The following is a 15,002-nucleotide window of genomic DNA, read 5'->3' on the forward strand; positions in this document are numbered from 1 at the left end:
AGTGAAATTCAAGAACATTATTTATATGAGTGTCCAAATTGTGGGAAACCAGACCTTTTTTATAATAAAAAGTAAATTTAAAAACGACTCTTATGAGTCGTTTTTCCAAAATAAAAGTAAAATAGAATATCGCATTGCTTTAGTAGAAAACCAATGGTAATATGGTAATTTTTGGGGGTTTGTAGGGATAAATGCAGTAATGAGTGTCATCACCATACTTAATAAAAGGGTTATATTTTTATTCATTTTTTTCGACCTTCAAATATTTTAAGATAATTATATCAACCTATAATTTGGGGGAATTCAGGATATTTTGTGCAAAAAAGCAGATTATGATCTTCAACTTAAGCATGTTTTAGTTGTATAAGTTAACTCACTAATGAAAATCGATAATATTCTAAAATTAAAAACCATTTAAAATAAAATAAACGCACACCAAAATCCATGGAATAACAGGATGCATCCATTTTGAAATTTTCACGTTAAATCTACCCATGATTCTCGTAATTAAGTTATCAGATAATAGATATAAATTTATAAATAAAAAACAGAATAACATAAACCAAAAAGAAGAATACCTGTGATAAATTAATTCTATTCCAGCGATAATCGCTGGTACAAAAATTATCCCTAGCAGTAATTCAGCTAAATCATGTCGTCTAGGATTTTTTTTAGAAATCCATTTTCCATACTTCTTAAATAAAGACATTTTCTCAACACCTCAAATGTTACTATTCGATGTTTACTTATTAAACTACAAATCCAAGTAAAGTTATCCATAAGTTCAATAAGTGTAAACGTAAAAAAATACTCATATGAAATTACACTGTTCATATTTTCAAAAATACATAAAAATTAATTAAGGCAAAAAATAATGCTATTACAAATAAAATAATTCTTTTCCAAACAATATTAAACTTTTGAAATATAGGAATAAGTATTTGTGATCCATAGGGAGTATATGATTCAATTTTGAATCTTGATGCGAATAGTGAAATAAACATTAAATAAATTCCTAACCCCATCAATGAAATAGAAAGTAATTTATAAAAAAGCATGAAACTCTCCCCCATTAATTAACATTTTAAGATTTATTAACACTTTCCTTTTGCCATTAAACTGCTATTTGCTGGAATAGAAAAAAGCTACCGAAGCAGCTTTAGGTTGTTCAACTAATACACTGTGTAAGTTTTATAAGAAAATTATTTAGATATTATGAAAGTTAGTATCAATTTCTTTCATTTTTTTCATTTTCTTCTGTATTAAATAAATCAGTTAAAGGAAGTTGAATTGAATTGAAATAGGTTGAAAACATATTAAGAATTCCTACAACGAATAAGATCCAACCAAAGCCTCTCAGTATAACAGGTCCAACAAAATTATTAAAATAAGTTAGCGTTACAATTAATAGACCAAATATTATGTACATAGCACTGACTGGATTTTTCATGTTTATTTCTCCTATATGTATATGTAATTTTAATTTTATCATAAAGTAAAAAAATGGTAATCAATCAAAAGACTCATGAAAAATTCACTTCCTAATGCATCTTATCTGCCAGTTTCTTAAAATAAAAAAGCCGCTTTTAGTAGTTTTTGATTTTCACAAGTGTTAGTTCAATTAAATACTTATTGTTCCTTCACTCCACCATACTAAGAATTCCTCAAAATAAGGAGCAATCCATGTACGACTATCGTCCTCATGATTCCAAACGAATATATTATTACTTTGAATGTCTCCATTTACAATAGAGAAACCGAATAAGTCACCATTACCTGCATCACCAAAAAATAATAAACAGTCGAAAGGCATATACGTATCCTTAAAGATCTCGTCAGTTCTTCGATCAACATTTTCTTCAATTATTTCTTTTGCAGACCATATTCTTACCCCTGCAACATCAATACCATTAGTTTCTTTTAGAAAATTTATTAGTTCGTTTGGTAGTTGAATATTGAATTTCGCTTGAATTTCTTCTATTTGATTTTGAGTAGCTGGCTCATTAAATTCAGCCTCTTCAGATATATTTTTTAATAATTCTTTCCACATATATTACATACCTCCTATACAATTTAATCATTTATATATAATTACTAATTCTCTGAATTTTCCTTTTAAAATAATAAAAAAAGCTATAAATATTTAACTGCATATGATATTGAACTAATGAACTTTTAATACAACTACATCCATTTACAAAAAAAGCAGGAGAACAAGTTAACTTGCTCTTCCTGCCTCTCATATACCTCTTATTTTGGTTGCATACGAATTGCACCGTCTAAACGGATCACTTCACCATTTAACATTGGATTTTCAACAATGCTTTTCGCTAAGTGTGCGTATTCTGAAGGCTTACCAAGACGTGATGGGAATGGAACCATATTTCCTAATGATTCTCTAGCTTTTTCTGGTAATACATCAAACATTGGCGTTTCAAATATTCCAGGAGCAATGCTCATCACTCTGATGCCGTATCTTGATAAATCCCTAGCGATTGGTAATGTCATTCCAGCTACTGCACTTTTTGATGCACCGTAAGCTGCTTGTCCCATTTGGCCATCAAATGCTGCTACTGAAGCGGTGTTAATAATAACACCTCTTTCACCAAATTCATTAGGTTCATTATTAATCATTTGCTCAGCTGCTAAACGAATAACGTTAAATGTACCAACTAAGTTTACATTAATGATTTTTTGGAAAGATTCTAATGAATGAATTCCGTCTCTTTTAATTACTTTTTCAGCTAATACAATACCTGCGCAGTTTACTACTGTATTAAATGAACCATATTTAGTTAAAACATTACTAATTGAATTTTTTACGCTCTCCTCTGAAGAAACATCTGTTTTTTCAAAACAAACATTTTCTTCACCTAATTCAGAAATTAGGCTAGCAGCTCTTTCTTCATTTAAATCGAAAATAGCAGCTTTTCCACCGTTTTCTACGATCATTCTAACTGTACCTGCACCTAGTCCTGAAGCTCCACCTGTTACGATTGCTATACTATCACGAATATTCATTTTTTAAATCCCCCAGTTTGTTGTTGGTTATTAATTTAATCTCTCAATAATCGTTGCATTTGCCATACCATGGCCTTCACAGATCGCTTGTAATCCAAAACGTGAGCCTGTTTTCTCTAAAGCATTACATAATGTAACCATCACCCTTGCACCACTAGCACCAAGTGGGTGACCTAATGCGATCGCTCCACCGAATATATTTAGTTTTTCAAATGGTACATTTAATTCTTTTTGCCATGCTAAAGGAACTGCAGCAAATGCTTCATTTATTTCAAACAAATCGATTTGATCGATTGTTAAACCACATTTATGTAAAACTTTTTGAGTTGCTTGAATTGGCCCTGTTAACATTAATTGAGGGTCAGATCCTACTACCGTTCTCCCAATAATTCGAAACTTTGGCTTAAATCCTAATTGTTGAGCTTTTTCTTTGCTCATTAAAAGTAGACCTGCAGCACCATCACTAATTTGGCTTGCATTTCCAGCAGTAACGGAACCTGCTTCAGTAAATGCTGGCTTTAAAGAAGATAATTTCTCAATAGAAGAGTTTTCTCTCGGTCCTTCATCTTTTGTAACTTTAACAAGCTCACCTTCTTGATTCGTAACAGAAACTGCAACAATTTCGTCTTCAAAATAGCCTTGTTTCATTGCTTTTAATGCTTTTTGATGGCTATTATAAGCAAATTCATCTTGCTCACTTCGACTGATATTCCACTTTTCATTAATACGTTCTGCTGAGATCCCTTGGTTAAATTCACCAAACATATTCGTTAGTTTTTCATTCCATTTTGATCCTTTTAAGTTCGAAAACATTGGTACACGTGTCATACTTTCAACACCAGCTGCAATGACAATGTCCATATCTCCACTTAAAATGGCTTGTGATGCAAAATGGACAGATTGTTGACTTGATCCACATTGACGGTCAATTGTAACACCAGGCACTTCAATTGGTAGACCTGCTAATAAAGCAGCAACTCTACCAATATCACCAGCCTGTTCACCAATCTGAGTAACACAGCCCATAATCACATCATCTATTTCTTTAGGATCAAATTCATTTCGACTTACTAATTCCTTTAGTACAATTGCAGCTAAGTCATCAGGTCTTGTTTCGCTAAAGCTGCCGCCTCTTTTACCTATTGGTGTTCTTAAAGCATCAACAATAACTACTTCTCTCATAAATTTGATCCTCCAATTTTAAGTCTGGATTAATTTAATCCCATTTGTTTTGCAATAATTGTCTTCATGATTTCATTTGTACCTGCGTAAATTGACATGATTTGAATATCTCTGAAACGTCTAGCAATCTCGTATTCTTCCATATATCCATAACCACCATGCAATTGAAGACACTCTGAAGCTACTTTTTTACCTAAATCTGTAATCCACCATTTTGCCATCGATACTTGCTTAACAACATTTATGCCTTCCATATGCTTATAAATTAAGTCCTCAATGAAAGTACGGCCAATTTCAATTTCAGTTGCCAATTCTACAAGTTTAAATTGAGTATTTTGGAATCCAGCAATTGATTTTCCAAATGCTTTTCTACTTTTTACATATTCAGTTGTCACTTTCAACATTTCTTCAGCTGAAACTAATGCTTCTAAAGCAACTACTAATCTTTCTTGCTGTAATTTTTCCATTAAGTAATAGAAGCCTTTTCCTTCTTCTCCTAATAAATTCTTTACAGGCACTTTAGCATCTTGGAAAATTAATTCAGCTGTATCTTGGCTATGAAGTCCTACTTTATTTAATTTTTTTCCTCTAGAAAACCCAACTGTATCTTTTTCGACAACTAGTAAGCTTATTCCTTTATGAGCAGGTCGAATTGTCGTATCAGTTTTAACTGCAATGATGATAAGGTCTGAAAGAATACCATTCGTGATAAACGTTTTTTCACCATTAACAATATAGTAATCCCCTTCTTTTACTGCAGTTGTTTTAATATTTGCTAGATCTGATCCAGCACCTGGTTCAGTCATCGCAACTGCGCTAATATATTCACCTGAAATACATTTAGGTAACCATTCCATTTTTTGCTCTTCATTTGCATAAGCAGTCAAATAAGGTACAACTATATCATTGTGTAATGCTACACCAACTAAACTTGAACCAACTTTCTCAAGTTCCTCTATAATTATGACTGAATAGCCAAAATCTACACCTAACCCACCATATTTTTCGTCAACATAAGGACACAAAAATCCTTCATTTCCTAATTTATCCCAGAATTCTCTAGGTATTATTCTGTTTTGCTCCCACTCTTCATAAAATGGTACAGCTTCTTTTTGTAAGAACTTTCTAAGAGCCGTGCGGAAGATTTCATGTTCTCTAGTTAAGTAAGAATGTTTCATAATAAGCCCCCCAAAATAATTAATCACTTTAATAAAACGCTTACAATACTCAAAATACTAAATTTTTTAAATATTACATTTGTAATAATCATATGATGTTAATTGTAATTTATCAAGGAGCAAAAAAAAAAGAACTGAATAATTCAGTTCTTTTGATTGAAGACAAACTTGTAAAAAACAATTCAAATTAACCAATTTTAACGGTAATTTTACCAAAATTATTTCCTTCACCCATTCGTTGTAATGCACTAATGACATCCGTAAATTCAAAAGATTGATCAATGATTGGTTTAATTTTATGTTCTTCAAAAAATGCCAACATTTGTTCAAACTCTCTTGGACTTCCCATGGTAGTCCCTCTAATATCCATATTTTTAAAGAATACTTTTGGCAAGACTGTTTGAGGAACTGGTCCATTTGTCGCACCGAATGATACGATTCTTCCACCTTGAGCAGTCAAATCAATTAATCGATTAAATGATTCACCACCAACTCCATCGATCGTAAGGTTTACAAATCCAAATTCTTTACGAAGTTTTTTATACCAATCATTTTCTCGGTAATTAAAACCAGCAGTCGCACCCATTTCAATTGCCTTTTCAATTTTTTCATTGCTACTCGATGTAACTAGAACTTTTGAACCGAATGCAACAGCCATTTGTAATGCATATAATGCTACTCCACTACCAATACCTGGAATCAATACTGTATCATTCTTTTGTAATTGACCACGTGTAATTAATGCTCTATATGCAGTAAGTGCAGCTAAGGGTATTGCTGCAGCCTCTTCCCATGACAAGTACGAAGGTTTTTTATAAATATTTTCAACTGGTAGTTTAATAAATTCAGCAAATGTACCATTAGAAGGCATTCCAAGTACAGTGAATTCATCAGAATTGATATCATCACGATCCCCCCAGTTTAAGCTCGGGTTCATGATTACTTCATCACCTACAGAAAATCCTGTTACTTCTTCACCGATAGCTTCAATAACTCCAGCACCATCAGATCCTAAAATCCCGTCCAATTTCATCCCTGGATACATACCGTGCGTTATAAAAAAGTCACGTCTGTTTAACGATGCTGCCTTTAACTTAATCACAACTTCATTCGGATGAACATCACCAATCTCAACATTTTCAAATTTTAGTGACTCTGGCCCTTTAGTGTCTCTTAAAATATAAGCTTTCATTTACTCACTCCTATTCTCGAACGAAATTAAATATGTAAAAAGACGATTAATAAATACTACTCAATTTTTATTTTACCAAAAAAGTTAAATACGGTTTAGTAAAATGATTAGCAAGGAATGATTGTGAGGGATAGTATGAAGTGGATTATGAGATTTAGGTGTTTTAGTTTATGAGTTTTTAGGGTAGGGTTCTAGATTTTAATAGATTTTTGTTTCTGTTTTTCTTTATCTAATAGTTATGTATTTTTATTCAATTCAATTCGGTACGTGAAATTCCTATTAAATGCCTTTGTTAGAGTGAGGAAACTTAATAGATCGATATTCATTAAAAACTGCACTTTATTTCCAAAGTAATTCTTTTTTTGTATTAATTGAAAGCTTTTTATAGAAGATTCGCTAGATTTTAAGCATATTTTGAACGTTGCATATAGATTGGAGTATCTTAATTGCAGTTTCAGATAATTTGTTTACAGTTTTAACAATTTTAATTGCAGATTAGGTGATTTTGTTTGCACTTTTGATGTTTTTATTTGCAGTTGTTAAAAACGACCATCCACCAATAGTCCTTAATTACAGAATGTGATTACCTTAGTTTTTCATACATTCTTTCTATTGAAATAGTAGTAACTTAAACTTCTATCCTACTAAAATTAATTTCCACAGGAATAATCTACTGTATTTAAAATAGCAGTGATTTTCTATTTAAAAATGACAGGTTTTCTAATATTTTTACAAATCACTTTGTCAAAACTTGTTTTATCATCAATAAACATGTCTCTTTATAAACAATAGAAATGTGTTATTATTTCCTATTAAACTTTTTTTGTTATATCCATATATTTTAAATTTGAAAGTTTTACGAAACAAAAAAACTCTCACCACTTGAGAGTCGAAACGAATTTCTTAATTAGCAAGAAAAAAGATTCCTATTGCACTAGGACCCGTGTGAACGCCGACTGCTGAACCAACTGAGTTTTCTATAATCTGTTCACTACCAATTAGATCCTTTAATTGTTTAATAAATTGTTCGGTGGAATCATCTTTTACCCCATATACAACTCCAACATTTTTACTAAGTTCATCTTTCCGTGTCTTCATTAGTTCAAGCATACGATTTAATGCTTTTTTTCGACCTCGTACTTTTTCAAGTGGTTTAAATTTCCCTTCGCTTACTTCCATAATCGGATTTATATTTAGCATGCCACCTAAAAATCCGGCAAACTTACCAACACGACCGCCACGTATTAAATATTGGAGATCTTCTATCGTAAAAATATGTTGGATCTTATTTATATTTTGATTTAATTGTTTCATTAGATTTTCAAAAGATTCATTATTATTTAAGCCTTCTATTAGTTCCATAACTAATACGCAAATTCCAAGTGATACTGATCTAGTATCGATAATATGAATAGAGGCATTTGGATTGTTTTCTAAAATATCTAGTTTTACTAATTGTGCAAAATTATACGTACCAGATAAGTCACCAGAACAAGTAAGATAGACACAATTTTGATCTTTACTACATGAGGCTAAAGTTTGATAAATTGCATCATAAGAAGGTAAAGATGAAGTAAAGTTCTCCCCATTTTTCATTCTTTGCATTAACTCATGTGATTGTAGGTTTACTCCGTCAAGATACTCTTTTTCTAATTGGTCATAGACTCTTAATGGAATGACTGAAATATTGTATTTAATCAATAGTTCAGATGGAAGATCAGAAGAGCTATCTACAATTATTTTTAGGTTCAATTTGATCACCTCTCTCTAGATTAATAATGTATTTTTAATCTTATTAAACAATAATCTAAATATTCAAACGACTATTTTGCATTTAAGTTAATTTTATCGACAAAATTAATCTTACGAAAAGTACATTGAAAATTCACTTGTTCTACAACATGGTAGTTTAATTGAATAAGTATGTCTGAATTTCTATGAATAAAAAGTGAATTCCAATAAAATAATTTAAAAAATTGTCTAGCATTTCTAAAATTATGAATTATTTCGCATTTAATTTTATGATAAAATGGAATTATATGGAATTTCTGGAGGTATCTAGTGGAATTAAATGCAGAAGGAAAATTAGAGAAAGTACCGATTAAGCTTGATTACGAGTTTTATGGCTTAGAAAAGGAAATGTACTCAATCAATAGCCATTTGTTTAATAATCAAAAATTATGTGCAAAAGGGATTCTTTACATTGCGTTTACTGTACTTATATTATCTTTATTAATTTTTACTTTCGTTTGGATAAACGAAGAACAAAATTCACAAGAACTATCGATTATTTCTACTCAAATAGCTGATGAATTAACAAACAAGGAATTAATGACACCATAATTGATCAAAAATATAAAAAGTTTAATAGTAAGTACCGATTATATTTCTGAAATAAGCATATTCAGTTCGATGAAAATTAAGAATGAAGGAATATATTTGAATTCTTATAATACTGAAAACATGGAGCCAGAATTTCATTATAAAAGAATTGTATGGTCCCCTAAATGGTTAGTTCCTGACTTTTTCTCTAGCGGGAATGGAGATAGTGATTGGTATATCGAAATGAAACATAGGACTTTTAGTACATTTGCAGGATTTGTTTTAATAGTAGGCTTATCAATCTATTTAACCTTATTCACTATATAGACAACGATAAATACCTATCGAGATAAAAGATTAAATACTGGATGGATCATCCTATTTGCTTTATTTAATGTGTTAGGATATTTAGTTTATCGATATCGATTTGTCATTAGAAATTTTTTTACTGATTTTCTAAAAGAATTTAACAGATCAGAAGAAAAAAGTATAACGATTGATGTATCGTTAATCAACAACAGTCATGAATTGCATCAAGTATTAAAAGAAAAATTATCATTTCCAGATACATATTGTGAAGAATGGGACGACTTTTGGGATATAATTACATGTCAAGTTGAGTTACCTAAGAAACTTCAATTTATTGGTTGGTCAGAATTAGAGCGAAAACTACCAGATGATTCAAAAATTATGATCGAGTACCTTCTTGAACATAACCAGGAATTTCCCGATTGGCACTGTAATTTTATATGTAACTAACTCGTTTTTAGAAGTACATTCAAATTAGACAGTGCTCTTTCAATATTCTTAACTAACCATCCTATTTAATCCTTGTTTTCACACGAATTCAGATAAAAAAGAAGTGCCTTATAAGTATACATGCTTATAAGACACTTCCTTTTTTAGTTATGCATGTAATTTTTCATATTTTGCAATGTCATTTTCATATTTCATCGTAATCGCAATATCATCTAAGCCATTTAGTAATTTTTCTTTCCAAACAGGATCGATTGAAAATTCAAAGTTACCAAATACTGTTTTAACGACTTGTTTTTCTAAATCGACTTCAATTTCTTGATTCCCACTTAATGTAGATAATTGTGAGCGAATCTCATCATTTAAGACAATCGGTAGCATACCATTTTTTATGCAGTTATTGTAGAAAATATCTGCGAAGCTACCAGCAATAATAATTGTAAATCCATAATCATTTAATGCCCAAGGTGCGTGTTCTCTAGATGATCCGCAACCAAAATTATTTCCACTTATTAAGATTGAAGCATTTTTCCGTTCCTCATTATTTAATGAAAAAGATTGATTTGGTGAGCGATCATCATGATATCGCCATTCATCGAATAAAAATTCTCCAAAGCCAGTTCGTTCAATTCGCTTTAAATATTGTTTTGGAATAATTTGGTCTGTGTCGATATTATCTAACATAATTGATACAGTTGTGCCTTTATGCGTACGTAACGGTTTCATTTGCTTGCTCCTTTCGAATATCAATAAAATGACCATGTACCGCAGCAGCCGCTGCCATTACTGGACTGACTAAATGTGTTCTTGCTCCTTTACCTTGTCTTCCTTCAAAATTTCGGTTTGAAGTAGATGCACAATGTTCTCCAGCTGGTACTTGGTCTGGATTCATTGCTAGACACATCGAACAACCAGCTTCCCTCCATTCAAATCCTGCTTCTATAAAGACTTTATGTAGTCCTTTTGCCATTGCTGCATTACGAACCTTTTTTGATCCTGGAACAACTAATGCACGGACATCAGATTTTACTTTCTTTCCTTTAAGATAATTTGCAGCTTCCTCTAAATCTGACAATCTAGAATTTGTACATGAACCGATGAATACGTGTTGAACTGGAATCTCATTCGGTGTGATTTCTGGTTTTAATCCCATATATTCATAAGCTCGTTCGTAGTTCTCATCCTTGGCTTTTGGAAGGGCTTCATCAATTCTTACGCCCATTCCAGGATTTGTTCCCCAAGTTACGTAAGGTGCAAGGGTTGCTACATCCACTTCAATTGTTTTATCAAATGTTGCTCCCTCTTCTGTATATAATTTCTTCCATTCTACTAATTTTTCATCATATGAATTTACTGTATATTTTCGACCTTTTAAATAATCGAAAGTTTTTTGATCTGGAGCAACTAATCCTGCTTTTGCTCCTCCCTCAATCGCCATATTACATAAAGTCATACGCTCTTCCATTGACATATTTGAAATTGCTTCACCATAAAACTCAATAACAAATCCAGTTCCCATTGATACACCATAAGTTGCTAGTAAATGAAGAATGATATCTTTCGCATATACACCTTTTGGAAGCTTACCATCAAGTTTCACACCCATTGACTTCGGCTTAACTTGCCATAAAGTTTGTGTTGCTAAAACATGTTCAACTTCACTTGTTCCAATTCCAAAAGCTAAAGCACCAAATGCGCCGTGTGTTGATGTATGACTATCTCCACAGACAATTGTTTTTCCCGGCTGAGTTAACCCTAGTTCAGGTCCGATTACGTGGACAATCCCTTGGTCCTCATCCGTAATATCTGCTAAAGGAATATTGAACTCTTGACAATTATTTCTTAACGTATCCATTTGTTGTTTAGCAATTAAGTCAGTGATGACTAATTGATTTTGTGTTGGTACATTATGATCCATCGTCGCAAATGTTAATTCTGGTCTTCTTACTTTTCGATTGGATAATCTCAATCCTTCAAAAGCTTGCGGAGAAGTTACCTCATGGACTAAGTGTAAATCGATATACAAAAGCTGTGGTTTACCTACTTCACCAGTTACAACATGATTTTGCCAAAGTTTATCAAACAATGTTTGTTTCATCGAATAGTACCTCCAACTGTTTGAAATTGTAATTCCTTTACTACTTGTTCTGTAAATTCAATCGTTGAACTGTTACCACCTAGGTCACCAGTTAAATAGCCATTATTGATTGAATTGACAATCGCGTTTTCAATCGAGTTTGCCTCATCAACTAAGTTAAAATCACGAAGCATCATCGCCACTGACCTTAATATTGCTATAGGGTTAGCCTTATTTTGTCCAGCGATATCTGGTGCTGAACCGTGAATTGGTTCATATAATGAAGGACCTTTGCCTGATTTACTTGCAGAAGGTAGCATTCCTAATGAACCAGTAATCATCGAAGCTTCATCGCTTAAAATATCCCCAAATAAATTTTCAGTAACGATTACATCAAATCTTCTTGGGTTTCGAATTAACTCCATCGCTGCTGCATCAACAAGAATATGCTCAACCTCAACTTCTGGATAGTTTGAACTTAATTCATTTACAATTTTTCGCCAAAGTTTACTAGATTCTAATACATTTGCTTTATCAACTGATGTAAGTTTACCTTTTCTAGTTTTTGCTAACTCAAATCCATACGTTACAATTCGTTCAATTTCTTCTCTAGTATAGGAAAGAGTATCCGTTGCTTCATTTTCATTATGGAATCGAGGTTCGGAAAAATAAATTCCGCCTGTTAATTCTCGAACGACGACAAAGCTTACATTTCTGACTTGTTCAGATTTTAACGGAGAATGATTTACAAGTTCATCGTAAACATCGACTGGTCGAATATTTGCATATAAATTAAGTGATTTTCTTAATCTTAATAAGCCACTTTCTGGTCGTTCAACACCTTGATCCCATTTTGGTCCACCTACTGCTGCCAATAATACGGCATCCGAATTTAAACAATTATCTAATGTTTCTTTCGGTAATGAAGTACCTGTTTCATCGATCGCGTGACCTCCGAATAAATTTGTTGAAAAAGTAAAGTCATGTTGATAAGATTTTGCAATCTGTTCTAATACCTGTACTGCTGAACTCATAATTTCTGGTCCGATTCCGTCTCCTGGAAGACATGCGATTTTTAATTTCATTTTAGAACCTCCTTTTTGCTCCACTTACTAATAATGTTTAATAAATCTGCATCTGTAATTTCTTTTTTCGAATCTGTCAAAGCTTTAAATTGAATAAACGCTTTGTTTATAATTTCTGTTGGAAAGTTGAATCCAAGTTCTTTTAATTTGTCAGTAAAAGCATGACGTCCTGAATGTTTCCCTAATACTAATGAATTAGTAGATAGTCCAATTAATGAAGGGGGTATAATTTCATATGTTGTCGGTTCTTTTAGGACGCCATCTTGATGAATACCTGATTCATGAGCAAATGCATTTGTACCAACAATTGCTTTATTCTTCTGGACAACCATACCTGTTAGACGACTAACAAGTTCACTTGTCTTCGTAATTTCATGTAATCGTAAATTAGAATTTTTCCGGTAAACATCTTCCCTAATATGTAGTGCAACGGCTATTTCTTCTAGTGCAGCATTTCCTGCTCTTTCCCCAATTCCATTTACGGTGCATTCTACTTGGGTTGCTCCAGCCTGTATAGCAGCTAAAGAATTCGCTACTGCCATTCCTAGATCATCATGACAGTGACAAGAAAAAACGGCTTTATGATATGACGGTACATTTTCTTGTAAATATTTAAATAGGTCGTAGTACTCTGAAGGACTTGTGTAACCGACAGTATCTGGAATATTTATTACATCAGCCCCTGCTTTAATGGCAGTTTCTGCGAATTCGGCAAGAAATGCTCGATCAGTACGACAGGCATCTTCAGCTGAAATTTGGACTTTTGGAAAAAAGGATTTTGCAAGCTGCACACAATGTTTAGCCGTTTCCAAAACTTCTAATCTCGTCATGTTTAATTTATATTTCATATGAATGTCACTTGTTGCTAGAAAAATATGAAGTCTCGGTTCTGCAGCATTTTTTAACGCATCCCATGCTGTTTTAATATCTGAATCTTTTGCTCGAGAAAGGCTTGAGACGGAGACAGAACGAATCTGTCTCGCAATCTCTTGAATACCTAAAAAGTCACCTTCTGAGGAAGCGGCAAAACCAGCCTCAATGATATCAACACCTAAAGCTTCTAGTTGTCTTGCAATTTCGAGCTTTTCAAATCGATTTAAATTAACCCCAGGAGATTGTTCGCCATCACGTAATGTTGTATCAAGAAACTGAATTTTACTCATTTTTTATTTCACCTCGACCTTTTCTTTTCTTTGGATAAATGGCATCATTGCACGAAGTTTTTCTCCAACCTCTTCTAACTGATGTTTCTTTTCACTTTCATTAATTTCGTTGTATACTGGACGACCATTTTTATTTTCGTTAATCCAACCCTTAGCAAACGTACCATCTTGGATTTCTGCTAAAATATCTTTCATTGCTAATTTTGACTCATTCGCTACTACTCTAGGACCAGATACGAAATCTCCCCACTGTGCAGTATCAGAAATTGAGTATCTCATATAGCTCATTCCGCCTTCGTACATTAAATCAACGATTAGTTTCAACTCATGTAAACACTCAAAGTATGCAACTTCTGGCTGATAACCTGCTTCTACTAATGTTTCAAATCCTGATTTAACTAAAGAAGTTACACCACCACATAGTACCGCTTGTTCTCCGAATAGATCTGTTTCAGTTTCCTCTTTAAATGTTGTTTCAAGAACACCTGCTCTAGTAGAGCCAATTCCATCAGCATAAGAAAGTGCTACATTTTTTGCTTCCCCTGTTACATCTTGGTAAACAGCAAATAATGCTGGAACCGCTGCACCATCGACAAATGTACGTCGAACAAGATGTCCTGGACCTTTTGGAGCTACTAAAAATACATCAACATTTGCAGGAGGAACAATTTGATCAAAGTGAACATTAAATCCGTGTGCAAACGCAAGCGCATTACCATTTTCTAGATACGGTTCAATTTCATTTTTATAAACAGTTGGTTGATGCTCATCTGGTAATAAAATCATTACTACGTCTGCTGCTTTTGAAGCCTCTGCAACTGTAGTTACATGTAGTCCGTCATTTGCTGCAGCGTCCCATGATTTTCCAGGGCGACAACCAACAACTACTTTATGACCATTCTCATGTAAATTTAAAGCATGTGCGTGACCTTGAGATCCATAACCAATTACTGCAATCGTTTTCCCTACTAATACATTTTCCTTTACGTCTGTACCATAATATACTTTAGCCATTTTCAAATTCCT

15 protein-coding genes and 1 pseudogene are annotated in these 15,002 nt (G+C 32.7%); 3 read left to right on the forward strand and 13 right to left on the reverse strand.

Annotated features, from left to right (window positions below):
- Positions 1-403: 403 nt before the first annotated feature.
- The 8 genes from BM319_RS04420 to BM319_RS04460 all read right to left on the reverse strand — a co-directional run bounded on the left by BM319_RS04420 (position 404) and on the right by BM319_RS04460 (position 8,325).
- Entirely contained in the window at positions 404-709 is a 306-nt protein-coding gene (locus BM319_RS04420; RefSeq protein ID WP_091021401.1) for a hypothetical protein, read from the reverse strand.
- Positions 710-1,228: 519 nt separating this feature from the next.
- Positions 1,229-1,450: a hypothetical protein gene (locus BM319_RS04430; protein WP_025568446.1), complete on the reverse strand. Its 222-nt coding sequence runs from the start codon at positions 1,448-1,450 to the stop codon at positions 1,229-1,231.
- A 171-nt stretch (positions 1,451-1,621) separates the two neighbouring features.
- A complete protein-coding gene (locus tag BM319_RS04435) occupies positions 1,622-2,050 on the reverse strand; it encodes an SMI1/KNR4 family protein (protein WP_025568445.1) in 429 nt (142 codons plus the stop codon).
- 200 nt (positions 2,051-2,250) lie between these two features.
- A complete protein-coding gene (locus tag BM319_RS04440) occupies positions 2,251-3,021 on the reverse strand; it encodes a 3-hydroxyacyl-CoA dehydrogenase (protein WP_025568444.1) in 771 nt (256 codons plus the stop codon).
- Between the two features lie 30 nt (positions 3,022-3,051).
- Positions 3,052-4,203: a thiolase family protein gene (locus tag BM319_RS04445; protein WP_025568443.1), complete on the reverse strand. Its 1,152-nt coding sequence runs from the start codon at positions 4,201-4,203 to the stop codon at positions 3,052-3,054.
- A 29-nt stretch (positions 4,204-4,232) separates the two neighbouring features.
- Positions 4,233-5,381 carry an acyl-CoA dehydrogenase family protein gene (locus BM319_RS04450; RefSeq protein WP_025568442.1) on the reverse strand — a complete coding sequence of 383 codons (1,149 nt, stop codon included), beginning with the start codon at positions 5,379-5,381 and terminating at the stop codon, positions 4,233-4,235.
- 187 nt (positions 5,382-5,568) lie between these two features.
- Positions 5,569-6,573, reverse strand: a complete 1,005-nt coding sequence (locus BM319_RS04455; protein WP_091021402.1) for a zinc-dependent alcohol dehydrogenase family protein — start codon at positions 6,571-6,573, stop codon at positions 5,569-5,571.
- A gap of 903 nt (positions 6,574-7,476) precedes the next feature.
- Positions 7,477-8,325: a DegV family protein gene (locus BM319_RS04460; protein ID WP_175495551.1), complete on the reverse strand. Its 849-nt coding sequence runs from the start codon at positions 8,323-8,325 to the stop codon at positions 7,477-7,479.
- A gap of 309 nt (positions 8,326-8,634) precedes the next feature.
- On the opposite strand from BM319_RS04460, the gene BM319_RS04465 reads away from it, so the two are divergent.
- The 3 genes from BM319_RS04465 (at position 8,635) to BM319_RS04475 (ending at position 9,654) form a co-directional block, all read left to right on the forward strand.
- On the forward strand, positions 8,635-8,916 hold the full coding sequence (locus tag BM319_RS04465) for a hypothetical protein (protein ID WP_091021404.1): 282 nt from the start codon (positions 8,635-8,637) through the stop codon (positions 8,914-8,916).
- A gap of 96 nt (positions 8,917-9,012) precedes the next feature.
- The gene (locus tag BM319_RS04470) at positions 9,013-9,222 is read left to right on the forward strand and encodes a hypothetical protein (protein WP_091021405.1); all 210 of its coding nucleotides are present in this window, start codon (positions 9,013-9,015) and stop codon (positions 9,220-9,222) included.
- A 69-nt stretch (positions 9,223-9,291) separates the two neighbouring features.
- Positions 9,292-9,654: a barstar family protein gene (locus tag BM319_RS04475; protein ID WP_286143679.1), complete on the forward strand. Its 363-nt coding sequence runs from the start codon at positions 9,292-9,294 to the stop codon at positions 9,652-9,654.
- A gap of 147 nt (positions 9,655-9,801) precedes the next feature.
- Here the strand turns inward: BM319_RS04475 and leuD are convergent, their stop codons facing one another.
- From leuD to ilvC, 5 genes and pseudogenes are all read right to left on the reverse strand, one after another.
- The gene (gene leuD / locus BM319_RS04480) at positions 9,802-10,377 is read right to left on the reverse strand and encodes a 3-isopropylmalate dehydratase small subunit (RefSeq protein ID WP_091021406.1); all 576 of its coding nucleotides are present in this window, start codon (positions 10,375-10,377) and stop codon (positions 9,802-9,804) included.
- Complete coding sequence (gene leuC, locus BM319_RS04485; protein ID WP_069032493.1) at positions 10,355-11,749, reverse strand: 3-isopropylmalate dehydratase large subunit; 1,395 nt, start codon at positions 11,747-11,749, stop codon at positions 10,355-10,357. The genes leuD and leuC overlap by 23 nt, the downstream gene beginning before the upstream one ends.
- Positions 11,746-12,813, reverse strand: coding sequence for a 3-isopropylmalate dehydrogenase (gene leuB, locus BM319_RS04490; protein WP_069032492.1), 1,068 nt, complete (start codon positions 12,811-12,813; stop codon positions 11,746-11,748). The genes leuC and leuB overlap by 4 nt, the downstream gene beginning before the upstream one ends.
- Before the next feature lie 41 nt (positions 12,814-12,854).
- Positions 12,855-13,976, reverse strand: a pseudogene (locus BM319_RS04495) (2-isopropylmalate synthase); the annotation flags it as partial.
- A gap of 3 nt (positions 13,977-13,979) precedes the next feature.
- Positions 13,980-14,990 carry a ketol-acid reductoisomerase gene (gene ilvC, locus BM319_RS04500; RefSeq protein ID WP_069032491.1) on the reverse strand — a complete coding sequence of 337 codons (1,011 nt, stop codon included), beginning with the start codon at positions 14,988-14,990 and terminating at the stop codon, positions 13,980-13,982.
- Positions 14,991-15,002: the final 12 nt, after the last annotated feature.

This window comes from Bacillus sp. UNCCL81 (assembly GCF_900112535.1).
GTDB classification, from domain to species: Bacteria; Bacillota; Bacilli; order Bacillales; family Bacillaceae_G; genus Gottfriedia; species Gottfriedia luciferensis_B.

Excerpts from the sequence above, each read along its gene's own strand:
- BM319_RS04435 (WP_025568445.1), bottom strand. The coding sequence starts at position 2,050 with ATGTGGAAAGAATTATTAAAAAATATATCTGAAGAGGCTGAATTTAAT.
- ilvC (WP_069032491.1), bottom strand. The coding sequence starts at position 14,990 with ATGGCTAAAGTATATTATGGTACAGACGTAAAGGAAAATGTATTAGTA.
- BM319_RS04420 (WP_091021401.1), bottom strand. The coding sequence starts at position 709 with ATGTCTTTATTTAAGAAGTATGGAAAATGGATTTCTAAAAAAAATCCT.
- BM319_RS04440 (WP_025568444.1), bottom strand. The coding sequence starts at position 3,021 with ATGAATATTCGTGATAGTATAGCAATCGTAACAGGTGGAGCTTCAGGA.
- BM319_RS04455 (WP_091021402.1), bottom strand. The coding sequence starts at position 6,573 with ATGAAAGCTTATATTTTAAGAGACACTAAAGGGCCAGAGTCACTAAAA.
- leuD (WP_091021406.1), bottom strand. The coding sequence starts at position 10,377 with ATGAAACCGTTACGTACGCATAAAGGCACAACTGTATCAATTATGTTA.
- BM319_RS04450 (WP_025568442.1), bottom strand. The coding sequence starts at position 5,381 with ATGAAACATTCTTACTTAACTAGAGAACATGAAATCTTCCGCACGGCT.
- leuC (WP_069032493.1), bottom strand. The coding sequence starts at position 11,749 with ATGAAACAAACATTGTTTGATAAACTTTGGCAAAATCATGTTGTAACT.
- leuB (WP_069032492.1), bottom strand. The coding sequence starts at position 12,813 with ATGAAATTAAAAATCGCATGTCTTCCAGGAGACGGAATCGGACCAGAA.
- BM319_RS04445 (WP_025568443.1), bottom strand. The coding sequence starts at position 4,203 with ATGAGAGAAGTAGTTATTGTTGATGCTTTAAGAACACCAATAGGTAAA.
- BM319_RS04430 (WP_025568446.1), bottom strand. The coding sequence starts at position 1,450 with ATGAAAAATCCAGTCAGTGCTATGTACATAATATTTGGTCTATTAATT.